Source organism: Paenibacillus sp. N3.4, from assembly GCF_008017805.1.
GTDB lineage: Bacteria > Bacillota > Bacilli > Paenibacillales > NBRC-103111 > Paenibacillus_E.
In genome coordinates, this window is sequence record NZ_VRTT01000015.1 from 23,840 (window position 1) to 40,238 (window position 16,399).

General features: G+C 46.0%; 16 protein-coding genes. 5 read left to right on the forward strand and 11 right to left on the reverse strand.

Annotation, left to right across the window (positions count from 1 at the left end):
• Positions 1-36: 36 nt before the first annotated feature.
• Positions 37-1,887, reverse strand: a complete 1,851-nt coding sequence (locus FU659_RS09905) for a right-handed parallel beta-helix repeat-containing protein (RefSeq protein ID WP_187274046.1) — start codon at positions 1,885-1,887, stop codon at positions 37-39.
• A gap of 366 nt (positions 1,888-2,253) precedes the next feature.
• Positions 2,254-2,745, reverse strand: coding sequence for an LURP-one-related family protein (locus FU659_RS09910; protein WP_147947438.1), 492 nt, complete (start codon positions 2,743-2,745; stop codon positions 2,254-2,256).
• Between the two features lie 290 nt (positions 2,746-3,035).
• Between FU659_RS09910 and FU659_RS09915 the strand changes: the two genes are divergently transcribed.
• The gene (locus FU659_RS09915; protein WP_147947439.1) at positions 3,036-3,962 is read left to right on the forward strand and encodes an AraC family transcriptional regulator; all 927 of its coding nucleotides are present in this window, start codon (positions 3,036-3,038) and stop codon (positions 3,960-3,962) included.
• Here FU659_RS09915 and FU659_RS09920 read toward each other — a convergent pair.
• Entirely contained in the window at positions 3,949-5,004 is a 1,056-nt protein-coding gene (locus tag FU659_RS09920; RefSeq protein WP_147947440.1) for a glycoside hydrolase family 88/105 protein, read from the reverse strand. The genes FU659_RS09915 and FU659_RS09920 overlap by 14 nt on opposite strands.
• 216 nt (positions 5,005-5,220) lie before the next feature.
• Between FU659_RS09920 and FU659_RS09925 the strand changes: the two genes are divergently transcribed.
• The gene (locus tag FU659_RS09925) at positions 5,221-5,994 is read left to right on the forward strand and encodes a 3'-5' exonuclease (protein WP_147947441.1); all 774 of its coding nucleotides are present in this window, start codon (positions 5,221-5,223) and stop codon (positions 5,992-5,994) included.
• 439 nt (positions 5,995-6,433) lie between these two features.
• Here FU659_RS09925 and FU659_RS09930 read toward each other — a convergent pair whose 3' ends face one another.
• From FU659_RS09930 to FU659_RS09945, 4 genes are all read right to left on the reverse strand, one after another.
• On the reverse strand, positions 6,434-6,634 hold the full coding sequence (locus FU659_RS09930) for a hypothetical protein (RefSeq protein ID WP_187274047.1): 201 nt from the start codon (positions 6,632-6,634) through the stop codon (positions 6,434-6,436).
• A complete protein-coding gene (locus FU659_RS09935) occupies positions 6,631-6,903 on the reverse strand; it encodes a hypothetical protein (RefSeq protein WP_147947443.1) in 273 nt (90 codons plus the stop codon). The genes FU659_RS09930 and FU659_RS09935 overlap by 4 nt, the downstream gene beginning before the upstream one ends.
• A gap of 162 nt (positions 6,904-7,065) precedes the next feature.
• Positions 7,066-7,359: a hypothetical protein gene (locus FU659_RS09940; protein ID WP_187274048.1), complete on the reverse strand. Its 294-nt coding sequence runs from the start codon at positions 7,357-7,359 to the stop codon at positions 7,066-7,068.
• On the reverse strand, positions 7,356-8,426 hold the full coding sequence (locus tag FU659_RS09945; protein WP_187274049.1) for an ABC transporter substrate-binding protein: 1,071 nt from the start codon (positions 8,424-8,426) through the stop codon (positions 7,356-7,358). Before FU659_RS09945 ends, FU659_RS09940 begins: the two co-directional genes overlap by 4 nt.
• A gap of 398 nt (positions 8,427-8,824) precedes the next feature.
• On the opposite strand from FU659_RS09945, the gene FU659_RS09950 reads away from it, so the two are divergent.
• The gene (locus tag FU659_RS09950; protein ID WP_147947446.1) at positions 8,825-8,941 is read left to right on the forward strand and encodes a hypothetical protein; all 117 of its coding nucleotides are present in this window, start codon (positions 8,825-8,827) and stop codon (positions 8,939-8,941) included.
• Between the two features lie 466 nt (positions 8,942-9,407).
• Positions 9,408-9,524, forward strand: a complete 117-nt coding sequence (locus FU659_RS09955; RefSeq protein ID WP_147947446.1) for a hypothetical protein — start codon at positions 9,408-9,410, stop codon at positions 9,522-9,524.
• Between the two features lie 383 nt (positions 9,525-9,907).
• Here FU659_RS09955 and FU659_RS09960 read toward each other — a convergent pair whose 3' ends face one another.
• Genes FU659_RS09960 through FU659_RS09965 form a run of 3 tightly spaced genes read right to left on the reverse strand, consistent with a single transcriptional unit; the run spans position 9,908 to position 12,075 of the window.
• Complete coding sequence (locus FU659_RS09960) at positions 9,908-10,111, reverse strand: hypothetical protein (protein ID WP_261807729.1); 204 nt, start codon at positions 10,109-10,111, stop codon at positions 9,908-9,910.
• Positions 10,104-10,232 (reverse strand): hypothetical protein, encoded by a 129-nt coding sequence (locus FU659_RS36985; protein WP_261807733.1) that lies wholly within the window; start codon positions 10,230-10,232, stop codon positions 10,104-10,106. The genes FU659_RS09960 and FU659_RS36985 overlap by 8 nt, the downstream gene beginning before the upstream one ends.
• A 10-nt stretch (positions 10,233-10,242) precedes the next feature.
• The gene (locus FU659_RS09965; protein ID WP_147947447.1) at positions 10,243-12,075 is read right to left on the reverse strand and encodes a putative thiazole-containing bacteriocin maturation protein; all 1,833 of its coding nucleotides are present in this window, start codon (positions 12,073-12,075) and stop codon (positions 10,243-10,245) included.
• 418 nt (positions 12,076-12,493) lie between these two features.
• Here FU659_RS09965 and FU659_RS09970 point away from each other — a divergent pair, with 418 nt between their 5' ends.
• On the forward strand, positions 12,494-14,395 hold the full coding sequence (locus FU659_RS09970) for a TOMM precursor leader peptide-binding protein (RefSeq protein ID WP_147947448.1): 1,902 nt from the start codon (positions 12,494-12,496) through the stop codon (positions 14,393-14,395).
• 418 nt (positions 14,396-14,813) lie between these two features.
• Here FU659_RS09970 and pruA read toward each other — a convergent pair whose 3' ends face one another.
• On the reverse strand, positions 14,814-16,382 hold the full coding sequence (gene pruA / locus FU659_RS09975) for an L-glutamate gamma-semialdehyde dehydrogenase (RefSeq protein ID WP_147947449.1): 1,569 nt from the start codon (positions 16,380-16,382) through the stop codon (positions 14,814-14,816).
• Between the last annotated feature and the right edge of the window lie 17 nt (positions 16,383-16,399).

The window sequence follows — 16,399 nt, forward strand, 5'->3', positions numbered from 1 at the left end:
TGACATTAGAAGCCGAACTGAGAGTTCCCGAATACTTCAACGAGTTAGAGCCATATTGCTGGCCACAGAACTTGTTTCCAGATGATAATCGGATACCTCAACCGCAATAGCCGAAACGACTCCGTCATCCAACGTATTTTTCAGTGCGGTGTCATCACTGATGCCTTCCTCAGCACCATAGCTGAACAAAGCACCAAATTGCGGTTCAAACGAACGTGTCCCCTGGAACTCGTGAGCACCAATATCCGGCTGAGATCCTACGAGAGCAGGGCCGCCCCAAAAATCCTTTAGTCCAATGTAATCCAGTCCGCCGATTCGGACTCCTGCATCAATTAATGGAGACGTATTCTGCAATTTATAACCCGGTAAAATGTCGCTGCGGTACACAAGGTCCGTCACTGTTCCACCCGAACCCGGATTCACGAGCTTTGGATCGGTTTGCCGAAATGCCTTACCGTTCTCTGCAGGTTCGCTTTGCGGGTGATTGCCGTAATACCAGTTATTAGAAAATGAAATGTTGGTGCCGTTATTGACCGTGTACCCGCCGCTGCCCAAATTGTAGATCAGGTTGTTGTTATAGGCAATATTATCCACTGCGGGAACAACAATAGACTGTCCGTTCGGATCGGACCCGGTTCCCGCAGGCTTATGCCACCAGATCATCGTATCCAATTCCGATCCTACATAGATCGTATTGTTATATACCTTCACATTACTAACGTTGCTGATCGAGAACACCCTGTTTTTATCGTTTTGACTAATGTTGTAGCGGATGGTGGCATTTGTTGTTCTTGAGCCTTTGGCATAGTTGTCGACCATGACAAGGGCGAACCCGCCTTCATTATCGTGGCTGTAGTTATACTGCATGAGCGCATTATTGTTGTTGCCGTCAATATCGAACGCTTGGCCGTCCTGCGTAGAACGCGTAGCGTAGACTTCGTTGTACTGCATTTTTGTACCTTCGCTGAAGAAGGGAAACATGCCTACGGCCCATCCCCCGTTATAGCCCGGTCTACTCTGGTTCGGTCCGCATACATAGTTGGCATTGGAAATTACGTTATACTCCATGACTGGCTGTTCCATGCCGATCAGGATGATGCCATCCCCGTCGATGTAGCTGAGCCGATTATTGCGGACCATGACGCCGGTAGACCAGTATTTGAAACTATCCTTTTGCCACTCCGTCAACATGGAAATTCCGGATCTTCCTACCCTTTCTATGGTGTTGTTTTCCAGTAATATGTCATCGAATCTAGTTTGCGTCAGTTCAGAAAGCGCTTTCGATTTATCTCGATTGACATAAAAATAAATGCCTCCTGTGCCTTTCCCTGTGCCGGTGAACGAATTATCGCCTCGCACATCGTGAATGTACAAATTCGTCAAGTAGATGTGGCTCAAAATACCGGCGTTGTCCGCAAATACGTAGACCCCTCTTCTGACACCTTCCTCAGCGGCTTGATTGGTAATTTCAAGCTCGGAAATTTCCCAATGCTGCTGATTGCTTAAATAAACCACGTTCTCCACGGTTCCTCCGCCATCGATGAGCGGTTTACTTGCACTGCTGCCGTACTTGCCTATCTTAATCGGAGCGCCCGGTGCGCCGGAGCCCCTCGGCCATAATTGACCTGTCCAGATTCCCCCTGCTTTGAATTGAATCAAATCGCCCGGCTCGTAATGCATCGCATTGACTTTATCCAGCGTTTTCCATGCTTGACCTTCATTCAAGCCGTTGTTGGCATCATTCCCGCCTGTAGAATCTACGTAATAGGTATGATTGACCGGAGCAGCCGCAGCAATGGCAGCGGAGCTCGCCAGATCTACCATGCCCAGCAGCATATTCCCTAGCAATAAAAAGACTAACAGCTTTGAAAATATTCGTTTATTCATTTTGCTCATCCTCCCAAACATAAAGTAAGCTGCCCTCACCAAGCATGCTTGCTGTCATATTCGTTCCTCCCCTTCTGTTTTGCCAAGTTTACAAGTCCATACTATCAGCAGCAAAACAGCAAGAGATAGCCGATGAATGTCTCATTTATTTTGATATTGTACGATAATTCGTTCGAGCGGACTTAAAAAACATTGAGGGTAAATTGATTTCCCAATTGCCCGCATGTCCATTCATTCATAAGATCATAATGTCTTATATAAAGTGAATTGTTCCAAAAAATAGGAAAAGCGAGACCGCAAGATCCCGCAAAATTAATTTTTACTATAAATAGCCGATTAAACGGCAACATAGCTAGCGTTTGCACACTAATGCGGCTGTTGTTCATGCCTTTTCTGAATCGCATGCATGCCTAGTATGACAGAAATCCACTCATAGCTGTCCACATCACTGGAATGGTTGACTAAACAGTAAGCGGAAGCGGAAAACCAACCATTCACTCTCTCAAAAGAAGCGGACAACTGACCACGTTCATCTCGAATTTCATATTCCCGCGAAAAGGCCGGAGAAGTAATTTCATATACACCTCTGCCATAAGCTTCATATTCATACCGTTTGGACATGAAAGATAGTCGATATCGCAGCAGGCCACATTCTTCTCCCGTAGGTCCTGTGACATTCCACTTGTTGGAAAGCATCGGAAATTTGCCACTATACAATGGACTGCCTTTCTTATCCAATACATCCAGAGCCGAGCCGAAGGAGCTTCGTAAATCCACCTCTCCGATCCGTTCGTTACTTTCATTTAAGATATCTGTTCGTCCTGCATTAAAGAAATTATCTCGAAAATATAGCTTCATGGGCATCGACTCCTTTTCTGTACTGTCATTTTACCTTATCTTTATGCCTATAGGAAAAATATTTTCCAGAATATAGGATGGAAATGGACTAATCTCCAGACAACTTCCTTCACCCGCTCCCAACAGCCAGATTGAATTTAGAGGATTGAACCTATCTTACTCCGTGTTTGGCATCTGATTGATGTATAATAAAAAGGAGATTGACCAAGCCGACATTACAAAACCAACGAATCCAGTTGCCTACATTATCATTAAGAACGGCTTCTTTTCCAAGTTAGGAGGCTTCTTTTGTGAAAAAAAGTGAAGTGGACCATACAGCCGCTTATATGTTAGATATGTTTACCAATCATTTTCTGGCCGAGTATCCGATACACTGTGAGCATCGCACCTCCCCGCTTGGACAGCGCTTGCTTCATTCTCATCATGGGTATGAGTTTTATTTATGCTTACAGGGATCAGGTTTTTACATCGTTGGCGATCGTTTGTATCCTTTGCATGCCGGTACATTAACTGTCATTCGGCCCCATGTCATTCATCGCCCCTACTCAGAAGATCGTCCGCTTTTCAGCAGATACGTCTTAGCTATCGATGAATCTTATTTGACACAAATAAATGCGATATGCCGCTCATCAGCCCTTCGAATCGGAGATCTGCTGACCGTGTCTAATACGGATTCAAGCCATTTTTTCCTATCCGTTCAACAGCTTCATCGTCTTGAAACCCTGCTGGAGGGCTTAGCACTGCTGCTTCATTCCCGGGAGACCAACTATGAACTAAAGATAATAGGCTGTCTTGCTGATTTTTTTCTCAACGTGATCGAGCTAGCGAATAACCCGCTTACAGCCAGAAATACCAAAACAGAGGATGAGCAAATTATAGGGGACGTGCTTGCGTACTTGATAACCCATTATCAAGAAGACATGCAGATTGATTACTTTCTAGAACGTTTTCCCATTTCACGTTCCCGTTTATTTGACCTATTCAAGAAAACAACTGGCTGTACGATCATGCAATTTCTGATTGAGTATCGATTGAATAGAGCGAAGCATATGCTAACAGAGACAGACCTCACCATTACCGAAGTCGCCGGTCATACCGGATTTAATGACATGTCTCATTTCTTCCATATGTTCAAAAGAGAAACAGGATTCACCCCAAGGCAATTTCGTCAGGAGACTCATAAACGAAAAAAAGGCTACCCGATTATTCCGGGATAGCCTGTTGCTCTTCGTTTCTGCGCAAAGCATGGGACAACAGCATGAGAACCAAACCTTGTCCGTATAGCGTTGGGTACGTAGGAATTTCATTGTAGGCTTCAATGCTGGGCATAACTGGAGTTCCGCCAGAAACCCCCTCGACAATGCCATTATCTCGTATGAACGGCAGTACCGCTTCTGTCACCCTATCCGATGCTGCTTGATAGGCAGAAAGAGGCTCAATCAAGCCTGTTTCCATCGCTTTCTTGAGCCCATACCCAATACCCGCACTTCCAGAAATCTCCCGATAATAATCGGTTTGATCCATAACCGTGCTCCATAAGCCGTCTTTTTGTTGAAAATCAACCAGACCAGCCATTAGCTTGCTGTATCTGTCTTTGAGCTCAACTGGAATTGGCATAAGTTGCGAAATTTCTTCTACAATCATCGGTATTCCGGCAGCTATCCATGCATTCGCTCTTGTCCAGCGAGCAGATGACATATGGTTGCGAGATCCACAGTCCCATCCATGAAACAATACACCGCTCTGGTCGTCCTGGAGCAATCGCAGATGAATCAGCACCTGCTGCAAGGCTTCCTCTGCATAGCGAATATTACCTAACTGTGAGGCTGTGCGAGCCAAGAATAATACAGCCATGAACACGGTGTCAGCCCACACTTGCTCAGGGAATATAACATCTTCTGTTACCGTATGTTCGAAAGCTTGCTCCCGCGTGCGTGGCGCTTCTGTCAATAACCATTCCGCAACTCGCACTGCCTCTTCCTTATACCACTCCTCCCCCGTCAATTGATACAAGGCAGGAAATATCGCATAAGGAGCCATCGAATTAATCACCTTGGTGTCTGCTGCTTTTTCCTTATTCCGCTCTACCCATTCAATGAGAAATGTGAGCACTTGGGGATATTGAGTAGCTTGATGATAATCCAACATCGCTATAACGCCTACACCGGGAACCCAGTCCCATTTATTCATATCCATTCCCCGATCACCGCTGTGATCCATCTTCATTTGCTCCCAAACCTTTTTGGCATAAGCTTGCATCCGCTTGCATCTTCCTTTCTTTTGGATGACCTCGGTCCATCCTTCATAGCTCTAATGTATCACCAACCGACTTGCAGCAACTTGGGGTTGCGTCTTGAAAATATGGGGGAAAGTCCAATCATAACGCCATTTTCATGCTTCCTCTTATTAACAGCCCATTTCATACCTATTTCTGTTAAAATAAAAGAAGCGACAATAGATAGGGGATTTTCATAAATGGATTACATTATTTTGGATATTGAATTTAACGGCCGTAAGTTTGCCAGTGATTTACCGATGGAGGTCATAGAAATTGGAGCCGTGAGGTTGAATGCCTCTTTAGAGCAAACCGATGAATTCTCCTCTTTGATTAAGCCTGTTTACTTTTCTAAACTGAATAGCTTTATAAAAAAGAAAACCGGTATTGAGCAGGAAGCGATTGATCAAGCCAACGGCTTCCAAAAGGTCATTGCCGATTTCTCGCACTGGTTGCGTGAACGTGAGCCCTTTATACTCGTTACTTGGGGTGGGGAAGATTTGAAGCGCATCGTGTTTGATACACGCATGCATAAGCTTGATGATTCTTATTGGATGGCCGTTGACTATTTCGATTTATTAAAGGGCTTTGTCCGATATAAAAATATAAAAAATGATATGAGTGTGGAAGCCGCTTTACTCGATCTAGGTATTACACCTACCGGTTCAGCTCATAGGGCATTGGACGATGCCATCATGACAGCCGAAGTGTTCCGCGCTATCTTTGCCAGCTTAGATTTCGAGCAAAAGCAGCAGTTCAAAGACGTTTACTCCAACGCCAAAGAACGCAGAATTGTGAAAAATGCCGTTAGAGCCATGTGTTCTCAACAAGTTGTGCCACAATGGGAACTAGTTGTTGAACACTATCTCACTAATAAAGTGCCGCTTACTGATCCTAGAAAGCTTTCTGAGCTGCATAATTATTTTATCGCGGAAACGGCCGTGCAGCCAAAAGTTGGCCCCGTTGTGAAATAAGCAAGATGTTGAAATAGCTGCACTTACTAGACAAGCATGTTTAATCTTGGATTAATCCAGAGATTGTGTGGCGTCATATTTACTGTCCTCATTGACAAAATTTGCATCCAAATTCTATTCTATTAGATTTTAATCTAGTTAAATTAATATGTTAACTTAAGTTTGTAGCTCATGCCTCATAATAAAGGCAGAGTTGTTTTCCTTTCAGTTTCAGAGGGAATCTTCGGTGATCTCTATTCGAGGGTTTACGGTGACCCCTAATTGAACATCACGACCTGAATAAAAGAACCACCTCTTCCGGATCAAATCGAGTACTCCTTTAATCCTCGACAATAGTTCCAGATAGAGGTGTACTCATGAAAAAGACAACCATGTTCAAAGAAGAACCGCTATTCCGTTATTTGAACGGCTAGTATGCCAACATGTACATCGGGTACATTCACTTCAATCGTAAAATCATGCAATAACCGGTTGGGACAGCAAGCCATCCGGAACACTTTAAGGTAGTCCTGTGGAAAACATCCGTTTCTATTTTGACAGGAATGGTCTCCTCCGCAAAATGAGAAAACAGCGTATCGATCTGCTTGCCTACGATAAGCGGAACTAGAGACATCCCGCCGTCAGCATACCGCAACGTCAAGCTTCCGACTTCAGCCCCGCTGCCGTATTGTCAGTCGTATCCTCCATGTCCGCAGTAAAGTATTTGGCTGTTATCGTCCTTTCACAAAACGCCATACCGCCATAGACAAACTGGAAGCGGATCGTGAGCGCTTCTATTGGGCTGCTATTGTAAATGGACAGTCTCGCTGCAGCCCCCCAATCTTCCGCCTGTGTAACGGTCAAATATAATCTAGCGGTCGGCAAATCATCAAAACGAATTTCATACTCCGTACGATTCGGATGAAACACTGTGCGGATATCGTCGCCAGATCGAGATAATAAAAGTAATGGCGTGAAGATACGAACTTCGTCTAGTTTTCATAAGCCCACCCGAATAACAGGCCAATTGGGCGTGATCGTACATTGTCCGCAATTGGCCTGAATTTTTTATACGCTAGCCTTACCTATTGCCTACGGCATAATCAGTGTTGATTTATCCTTATCGTAATTTTTCTGAGCTTCATCAAGGTCGCCGTCCGCTTTGGAGCCGGAAATGACTTTCTGGGCCGCACGAACCAAGGTATCCAGCGAGGATTTTGGGAAGGTAGTACCGTATACGAGCTCGTGCAGGGCAGAAGGCTGTTTTTGCAGCGCATTGCTAATATCAGTCATGGCCGGCTGGGCATAGGTCGCATTAATACCTTTTATACCGGCGAAAGCGATGTCTTTCAGGTTCACGGAGAGCACTTCCTGCGATAGCGTCAAAGCCAGGAAGTCTTTTGCCGCCTGCAGATGCTTCGATTTCGCATAACGGATACGCTGTGGTCCGGACCGACGCCCATCAGCACTTTACCGTTCTCATCAGCGATCGGGAAAAATCCGACTTCAAACGGGGTAAAGCCTTTGTCTTTAAACGTTTGCTGCGCCACACCCGGCATCCAGTTGCCTTGATAAATCATCGCCGCTTTTCCGGAAGCGAATTCGATTTGCGTTTGCGGCCAATCGATGGTGAGCGCGCTCTTATTGAAGTAGCCCTTACCCGCAAGCTCTCCTAATTTGTTCAGGGCGCCCTGCAGCTCCGGTCCGTTCAACTTGGCTTTACCGCTGTAAAAGTCTGCCTCCAATTTCGGATTTTGACTGGAGATTTCCGTCAAGCCGCTGAGCAAATACTGCAGCGTCCATTGATCTTTAAAACCACCTACTATTGGTGTGATCCCCTTCGCCTTAATCTTCTCGTTAGCAGCAATGAAATCCTTCCAGTTCGCCGGAGGCTGTATCCCCAGATCGGCAAACATTTTTTTGTTATAGAACATACCAAAAGTAGCAACGGTCTGTGCGGCGCCGTAAACCTTTCCTTGATACGTGATGGTAGGTTTAGTGGCGTCAAGCGTATCTTTCACCCAAGGCTGATCCGAAAGATCGGCCAGGTAACCCGCTTTAGCGAGTTCGGGAACATTTTGGTTGAAAATAACGTCGTCGCCCACACCAATCGCCAGTTCGGCTTTCATTTTCTCGAAATATTTCTCGCTGACGAGAATGTCCCATTCCACTTTGGCATTCGGATATTTTTCTTTAAATTTTTTCTCAGCTGCAGCCTCGAAGTCCTTGCTTTGCGGAAGATCGTCAAGGAACCAAGCACCCACTTTCAGGGTAAATGATTCCGCATTTGCATTGCCTGCCGCAGGAGTCGCCGCTGCTGTTGCTGCAGCTGTTGCAGTCGGACTGGGAGTTTGCGTCGCGCTGGAATCGCTTGACGTTTTCGCACCGCACGCCGTTAATGCCATCGAGAAAACAACGAGAGAACTGGCTATAACACTGAATTTTTTATTCATATCCCTTACCCCCATACGTCATGTAATTCATTACACGATTTATTGTAAACGCTTTAATTCCAATTGTATTTGGTCTAAATAACAATTAGTTTGTAATTTACGATAATTGCAGCCTCTTGATAATTTTCAATAACACAATCTTCATGACTTAGTACACTCTCTAAAATCAAATAAAGCAATACGAGAGAAATCAGTTCATACTTCTCCTATCATCGGATGAAGTAAAATGATCTTCGGAATAATCTACCTATGATATAAGTGAATTGCATCATCCGGTTCTTTGAAGAGGACTGCTCAGAAATGAATTGAAACAATTTGGTTCAAACGTCCAAGCAACCACTATTTAACGAACATATTTTATACTGTAGTGATTAATCACCAGAGGGGAATGAGTAAACATGGGAGCAGTAGGTTATGGTGGAAGTTGTGCAGGTTATGGTATCGGTACTAGTACAGCAGCTATTTTGGTTCTTTTTATTCTTTTGGTTATCATCACATCAGCTTTTGTATGGTAATTTCTTAATCCAACACAAAGAACAAAGAGAAAAACGGCCGCGAAATAAAATACGGGCCGTTTTTTCTCTTTGTTCTTATCATAAAAAAAGTCACCCTTGATCTTAATCTCAGGGTGACTTTTTTTATGGTAAATGAAGGGTGAAATATAAGATGGGTGCTGTGGAGGCTTCATATATAAGATTCAAATTTAAAAATAATGCGTGGACACATAGGGGGAATTTGCGGTTATTTTTTCCGAGTGTTATGAAAAGGTATCTAACCCGGCACTGCATTAGCGGATCAAAATAATACCAATTCTCAAACACCAACATAGCTGCCGTCACTCAGCTGCAGGGACGATCCGAATTCTTTTTTACGAATGCCGGCTATTCCAACACTCAATTTGGTTCATACGTCCAAGCAAATACTATTTAACGAACATATTTTATACCGTAGTGATAAATCACCAGAGGGGAATGAGTAAACATGGGAGCAGTAGGTTATGGTGGAAGTTGTGCAGGTTATGGTATCGGTACTAGCACAGCAGCTATTTTGGTTCTTTTTATTCTTTTGGTTATCATCACATCAGCTTTTGTATGGTAATTCCTTAATCCAACACAAAGAACAAAGAGAAAAACGGCCGCGAAATAAAATACGGGCCGTTTTTTCTCGTTGTTCTTATCATAAAAAAGTCATCCTTAATCTTAATCTTAGGGTGACTTTTTCATGGTAAATGAAGGGTGAAATATGAGATGAGTGGCTGTGGAGGCTTCATATATAAGATTCAAATTTAAAAATAATGCGTGGACACATAGGGGGTATTTGCTGTTATTTTTTCCGGGTGTTATGAAAAGGTATTTAACCCGGCACTGCATGAGCGGATCAAGATAATACCAATTCACAAACAGCAACATGTATGGTAATTCCTTAAACCAACACAATCAGAAAAAACCAACTGGAATTTGGATCAGACTCGTTATTCCTTGCTAAGTCATCTTGTAGATCTCATCACTCAAACTGGCATCAAATCCGAGGAACGGATGTATGAGCAGTGCTTTCATACTGGTACGCGCCGTCCCGAATGCCATCAACGTTATACAAATAACCGTGCAGTGAGACGCGTGAAACGGGGCTCTCATGTGCTCCATCCAAACCATTCCGATTTCTGAAAGAAGTCGCAGTTCACTCATCGTGCAGCACCAGCGCAAAATTCACCGCTTCAGGTACACCTGCCTCGAAATTGATCTGGCGTACAACGTCTGAAAGTTCCTCGTATACGCAGTCCGCTAACACCCCATCTCCCACAATCATAACGACAGCGCTACCGGGATACCCTCTCTCGCAGCAACACCCCAAACACTCCTGCCATTTCCTCTTTCAAAAACGGTTCTACTGCCAGATCCAAGACCAAGAGGCACTTATGGTTCCGTTCCAAGACCTGCAAGGCGGACTGCAGAACATCCGATTTTAACGTCACTTCACATGAAGGGATCTCTAAGATTAGCGGCAACTGTTCAGCTAGACGCACGGACGATACCTCCAACACTTGCGATATGAGGCAAGCTGGTTGGTTTTGTGCCTCCAACAAAGCCTGTTGCAAAGCATCCCGCAACGCCAGGGTCACATTCAAGCCTACACCGCCATACCAACGATCACTTGTACCGACCCACATCACAGGGAATCCGGAAACTTCCTCTCCCAAACCAATCATTGGTGCTCCCTTCATCGTCGTCAGAGCCTGCAAATAAAACTGGCAGTGTTTATCTTCTATTGCTGACAACTGTACTCGAAAGACAGAAGGCAACTGACATGCCTGTCGCTTGCCCAGTACCTCGGCCAAACTCCTTTGCAACCCTCGGCCAATGCCTTCCGCAACCGTTTCTCCCGCTCCAACGCCGATAAATTCCTGCGGGTCTATCCTGTTGCACTCTGATTCCTGATAGGATAGAAGCGTCGAAGCGAGCAGGCTGACCATTCGCGACACATACGCTTCAATCCCGACCAGCCCTGCTTCCCGCCTCGCTCCCTCATGCGTCAGATCTGTACAAACAATGTCTGGCAGAAGCACAGCCGGTCCTTCCGATAGCGGATCGACTGCCTGAACACGACACTGAGAGAGCGGTAGCTGCTTTAAGTCTCCTTCCTCCCAAATATGGAAAATCCCTGATTCGGCCGATGTCAACCGGCTGAAGTAAGGAAGCAATCCGTTCTCACTTTTGCTTGATCTCCGTTCGAGCTGCAGATCGAAATCGTGAATCCATTCAGCTGCGGTACGTCCGGTCACAAGCGGATGGGGCATGAACGAATGCCATTTTCCTTCCAATGTCTCCAGATTAAGCAGGAAGAATTGATTACTTTGTTCCACATCGTTCGCTCCCGTAATCTTTTTTAATAATTCAAACACGATCACATTCGCTAACATCGCTCCCGCTGTGGAAGAAAAGGTGTTCAGCTGAGGGGTTTTATAAATCGCAGATTGGTGAAATCTGCGCCACACTGACTCCCAGCATCCCTCAAAGTCCGGATGCACTAGCGGACCCGCCAGACCCACCTGCTGCAGACACACTGCGGGAAGAAACACCTTCTTCTCCTCCCTGCAAACCGCGTGAAGAACCCGCAGTTCCTCGATATCACCCTCCTGTGACACAAACAAAATTGAATCAAAAGGCCTCACAGCCTCCCGCCAACTACTACCCCCTTCCTTAAGCAGGGTAACTTCCTCTATTGTCACCTCGGGGTCCGTTTTACGGGCATGTGCCGCCAGTTCTAATATCTGTTTCCGATCAGTCGGCTCTGTGCCAGAGACTAGCACGTGAAGCTTGGGCATTCCGGATACAAGCAGCGCAGAAATGACCGAGATCAAAAATGAACCAGAGCCGACCGACAGTACTTTGGCCTGACGATAGGACTGAAACCGGTAAGCACCCGAATTACCGAAATTGTCCAAAAATTCAATTTGAGAAGCATACTCTTTGAGAACCCCTTCCGGCAATTGATGTGAAGTGTCTTGACTCACATCCTGAACAAAGCCATTACGATACAACATTTCGAACGAACTATCATTGTTTTGAAAATCCACACTGCTGTTTGGATTATGGAGAAAAAACGTATCTCTTTTCATCTTCGGTCGCATCGAACGGTTCGAATTTGTCATTTTATTCCTCCTCCGTAATTCCCAATCTGCCCCAACTCTTCACTAGTAATCTTATGTACAGTTATTTGTCCCTCATGTCTTATACATTTAGGAAAGCCCCTGCAGCCAATATAGTGAAGTGCCCGCTTAAGGAGCCTTTTTGATGGGAACATCCACATCTCTGAAAACTCATATATATTGTTCTCTTTAGATATTTTCGGATGAAAAATTGAAAGCACCTTGTCCAATACAAGCATATACTAGTCATCACTAATATATAATGAAATCATCTTAAGGAAAGCGTGATATTAGGGAAAAATTGACTTAGCTTATATGAGGGCTGCCGACCGACAGTTCCTTCTCTTCAGCCTCGGGGAGATTAGCGGAGAAACCCGCCGAAACGAATCGGGGCACATTGCTGCGAGATGAGGTGATCTGCGTGAATGCTCTTATATCAGTTGTCGGAGTAGGTTTGTTGGCCGACTTCGTATGCGGAAAACTATCGGACCGTTATCAGGTCGTTCGACAGACAGATTTCACTTCAGACATTCCGAAAGCTGCGAAATTGATTGTCGTGCTGCACGATGACTGGCCTTCCTCCGGATACTTCGAGGCTGAAGAGGCGCTGCAGCAGGCCGGCATCCCGTGGCTGCGGGGCTTTATTTCAATGGAGGAGGGCATAGTCGGGCCTTTGATTCGTCCGGGTGTGCCGGGATGCTCTCAGTGTGCGGATAATCGGCGTTTCACTGCGTCGCCTGGGGAAATACAACGTACCGTAAGATCTTCGCCAGCAGGACTTTGGCATGTAGCTCACTTGCTGATTGCCGAGATGCAGCGAGTGCTGCGGGGCAGCCGAGCCCATACGGAAGAGCATATGTATATCGTTAACCTGAAAACTCTGAATAGCTCGCTCCACTTCATTCTGCCTGATCCGCTTTGTCCGGTGTGCGGCCGCTTGCCCGACGATTCATCGGCGGCGGCCAACATTTCGCTCAAACCGAGACCGAAGATAAGCACCGACAGTTACCGCTGCCGTCCGATAGACGACCTGAAACAACATTTGGCCAAAGACTATATGGATTCCCGGACCGGCGTTTTTAATGCCAAGATGCTTGATCTCGTGTCGCCGTTTGCCGGGGTGGGGGTCAATCTGCCGTCGTTTCTGATGGGAGATGAGATAACGGGAGGCCGCAGCTTTTCTTATGCGGAAAGCGAATTGACCGCGATCTTGGAAGGATTGGAGCGACACTGCGGTATAACCCCCCGCGGCAAACGGACCGTAGTCTACGACAGCTACAACCGTGTTGCGGATCATGCGCTCGCCCCCTCCAAGGTTGGGTTATATTCGAAGGAACAGTACGCGCAGCCTGATTTCACGTTCGAACCGTTTGATCCCGACCTCCCGATCGATTGGATATGGGGCTATTCGCTAGTGCGGAAGTGTCCGATCCTTGTTCCGGAGAGTCTCGCTTATTACAGCTCGGGATTCGGTGGCGGCTTTGTCCAGGAAGGCTCCAACGGGTGTGCGTTAGGCGGAAGCTTGGAGGAAGCCGTCTTGTACGGAATTTTGGAAGTGGCGGAGCGCGACTCGTTCCTGATGACTTGGTACGCACAGTTGCCTATCCCGCGCCTGGACCCCTATTCCGCTAACGATCAGGAACTGCAGCTCATGGTCGAAAGGCTGCGCGCAGTTGCCGGATACGATGTACATTTGTTTAACATGACGATGGAGAATGGGATTCCGAGCATTTGGGCGCTCGCGAAAAGCCTCAGCCCCGGGAAGATGAATCTTATCTGTGCGGCGGGAGCTCATTTGGATCCGCTACGGGCCGCGAAAAGCGCCATTCACGAATTGGCCGGCAGGCTGATCTTCCTGCAAGAGAAATTTGAGGCGGGACGGGAACATTTTATGCAAATGCTCGACGATCCGTTTCTCGTATGGCAAATGGAGGATCATGCCATGTTGTACGGTTTGCCGCAAGCAGAGGAACGGCTGCAATTTCTGTTGGACGGACAGCGTCCGCTCAGAACGTTTGACGAGGAGTTCAAGCGTAAAGCAAGTCATATGGATCTAACCGATGATCTGAAGGACACGATTGAGGTGTTTCGTCGCTTAAACCTCGATGTGATCGCGGTGGATCAGTCGTCGCCGGAAACGCTGCGAAACGGGCTGCATTGCGTAAAAGTTCTGATTCCGGGAATGCTGCCGATGACGTTCGGACATCATTTTCAACGCTTGACGGGGCTGAAGAGAGCGCTTCGGGTGCCGGCGGAGCTTGGATATGCGAAAAAGCCGCTGACAGCCGGGCAACTCAATCCGCATCCGCATCCGTTTCTATAAGACGCGAAGGATCAGTATGCCAACCCCATTATTATCGTCATCTGATGCCCCCTAGTTTCTCGATGTGTTGCGGAAGAGAAAAATCCACCTAATGATGTTTCTACATATTTATATTCTTACAATCTTATTCCCACTCTTCTTAACATGTTTTTACTGGTTGTGGTGCAAAGCTCTAATTCATGGTAACGTAACTGATAATGAAATCATGCGATGGAGCAACTTAGAATGGAAAGCAAATTGGATTTTTTAAATGGAAGCAGTTGTAAATTGTGTCCTCGTTAGAACATCCACATTTTCCGGCAATAGACTACTTTTGGTCACAGTCTCTTGAATCTCCCATGCTCAACCTAACCTTTCCGAATAGAAGATTTAAGAAATGAGCCCTTTGGAGTAATTACAAAGGGCTCTCTTTCAGTATCTAAATCTTCCGCGAAGTTAATTTAGCTTGTGTAAACAGCAGCAAATAATCGTGACCGCCTGCTTTGGAATCGGTTCCAGACATATTGAATCCGCCAAATGGATGGGCACCGACTAAAGCCCCTGTACACTTGCGGTTAATGTATAGATTGCCACAATGCACCGTATCCAGCGCTTCCGCAATCCGCTCTTCATTCGAGGAGAAGAAAGCCCCTGTTAATCCAAATTCCGTATTATTATACAAAGCAATTGCTTCTTTCCAATTCTTAGCTTTGCTGATCCCGAGTACAGGCCCAAAAATTTCTTCCTGCATAATTCGAGAGCTCCCGTCTACATCAATAAATACGGTCGGCTCGATATAATAGCCGTTGCCTGGGGCCTTGCCTCCTCCGGTAAGCAGTCTGCCTTCTGTCTTACCAATCTCGATGTATTGAAGAATTCTGTCGTAGGAGCTTTGATCAATAACAGGTCCAGTGTAATAATTATTCTCTGGGAGACCTGAAGCCAGTTGCTTCGTTAATTCGGCAACTTTCTCAATAACCTCGTCATACACAGACTCGACAATAAAAGCACGTGAACCAGCAGAACATTTCTGGCCTTGGAAACCGAATGCAGAAGCAACGATTGCTTGGGCGGCTGCCTCAAGATCTGCCGTTTCGTCAACGACAATACCGTCTTTTCCGCCCATCTCGGCAATGATTCTTTTAATCCAAATCTGACCCTGTGCTGTGTCAGCAGCCAATTTGTTAATACGCAGCCCGACTTCCTTCGAGCCTGTGAAGCTAATAAAGCGAGTTTTTGGATGTGTCGTTAAATAATCGCCTACTTCGGCTCCGCTGCCAGGAATAAAGTTAATGACACCCTCGGGAAGTCCAACTTCCTCCATTAAAGCTACGAACTTGTGAGCAATAACTGGCGTTGTGGAGGCTGGTTTTAGAAGAACAGTGTTACCAGCTACAACAGCGGCTGTTGTCATACCGACACAAATGGCAAGCGGGAAATTCCACGGCGGTATCACAACGCCTACACCAAGAGGAATATAAGTCAGGTTATTATCTTCGCCCGCTACTTTCGTCAAAGGCTGCGTCTCGTTGATGTGACTTAAACGAATCATTTCTCTGGCATAAAACTCCATAAAATCGATGGCTTCAGCCGTATCGGCATCGGCCTCAGCATAATTTTTCCCTGCTTCCAGAATCATCACAGCGGAAAATTCGTGCTTGCGCTCGCGCATAAGCTCGGCAGCCTTAAACAAATATTCCGCACGTTCCCTTGCCGGAACCTTCTTCCACGATTCAAATGCTTGCAAAGCAGCCTGCATAGCCTCTTCTGCAAGAGCCTGATCTGCTTTGCTGACGCTGCCGATAACATGATTCACATCGCCCGGATTAATGGAAACGATCCGAGCTTCTGTCATAACCTTCCTAGCACCGATATGCAGCGGATAATCCTTCCCAAGTTCACCCTTGACTTTAGCGATAGCAGCCTCCATCGCCTTCCTGTTTTCTTCCACACTAAAATCCACAAATGCTTCATTAACAAATGAACTTACTTTTGTAACCGCACTCATTTAAGTTTCCCCTCTCG

Coding starts and splice junctions, on each gene's coding strand:
- FU659_RS09905 (WP_187274046.1), bottom strand. CDS start 1,887: ATGAATAAACGAATATTTTCAAAGCTGTTAGTCTTTTTATTGCTAGGG.
- FU659_RS09910 (WP_147947438.1), bottom strand. CDS start 2,745: ATGAAGCTATATTTTCGAGATAATTTCTTTAATGCAGGACGAACAGAT.
- FU659_RS09920 (WP_147947440.1), bottom strand. CDS start 5,004: ATGCAAGCTTATGCCAAAAAGGTTTGGGAGCAAATGAAGATGGATCAC.
- FU659_RS09925 (WP_147947441.1), top strand. CDS start 5,221: ATGGATTACATTATTTTGGATATTGAATTTAACGGCCGTAAGTTTGCC.
- FU659_RS09945 (WP_187274049.1), bottom strand. CDS start 8,426: ATGAATAAAAAATTCAGTGTTATAGCCAGTTCTCTCGTTGTTTTCTCG.
- FU659_RS09950 (WP_147947446.1), top strand. CDS start 8,825: ATGGGAGCAGTAGGTTATGGTGGAAGTTGTGCAGGTTATGGTATCGGT.
- FU659_RS09955 (WP_147947446.1), top strand. CDS start 9,408: ATGGGAGCAGTAGGTTATGGTGGAAGTTGTGCAGGTTATGGTATCGGT.
- FU659_RS09960 (WP_261807729.1), bottom strand. CDS start 10,111: ATGAGTGAACTGCGACTTCTTTCAGAAATCGGAATGGTTTGGATGGAG.
- FU659_RS36985 (WP_261807733.1), bottom strand. CDS start 10,232: ATGATTGTGGGAGATGGGGTGTTAGCGGACTGCGTATACGAGGAACTT.
- FU659_RS09965 (WP_147947447.1), bottom strand. CDS start 12,075: ATGACAAATTCGAACCGTTCGATGCGACCGAAGATGAAAAGAGATACG.
- pruA (WP_147947449.1), bottom strand. CDS start 16,382: ATGAGTGCGGTTACAAAAGTAAGTTCATTTGTTAATGAAGCATTTGTG.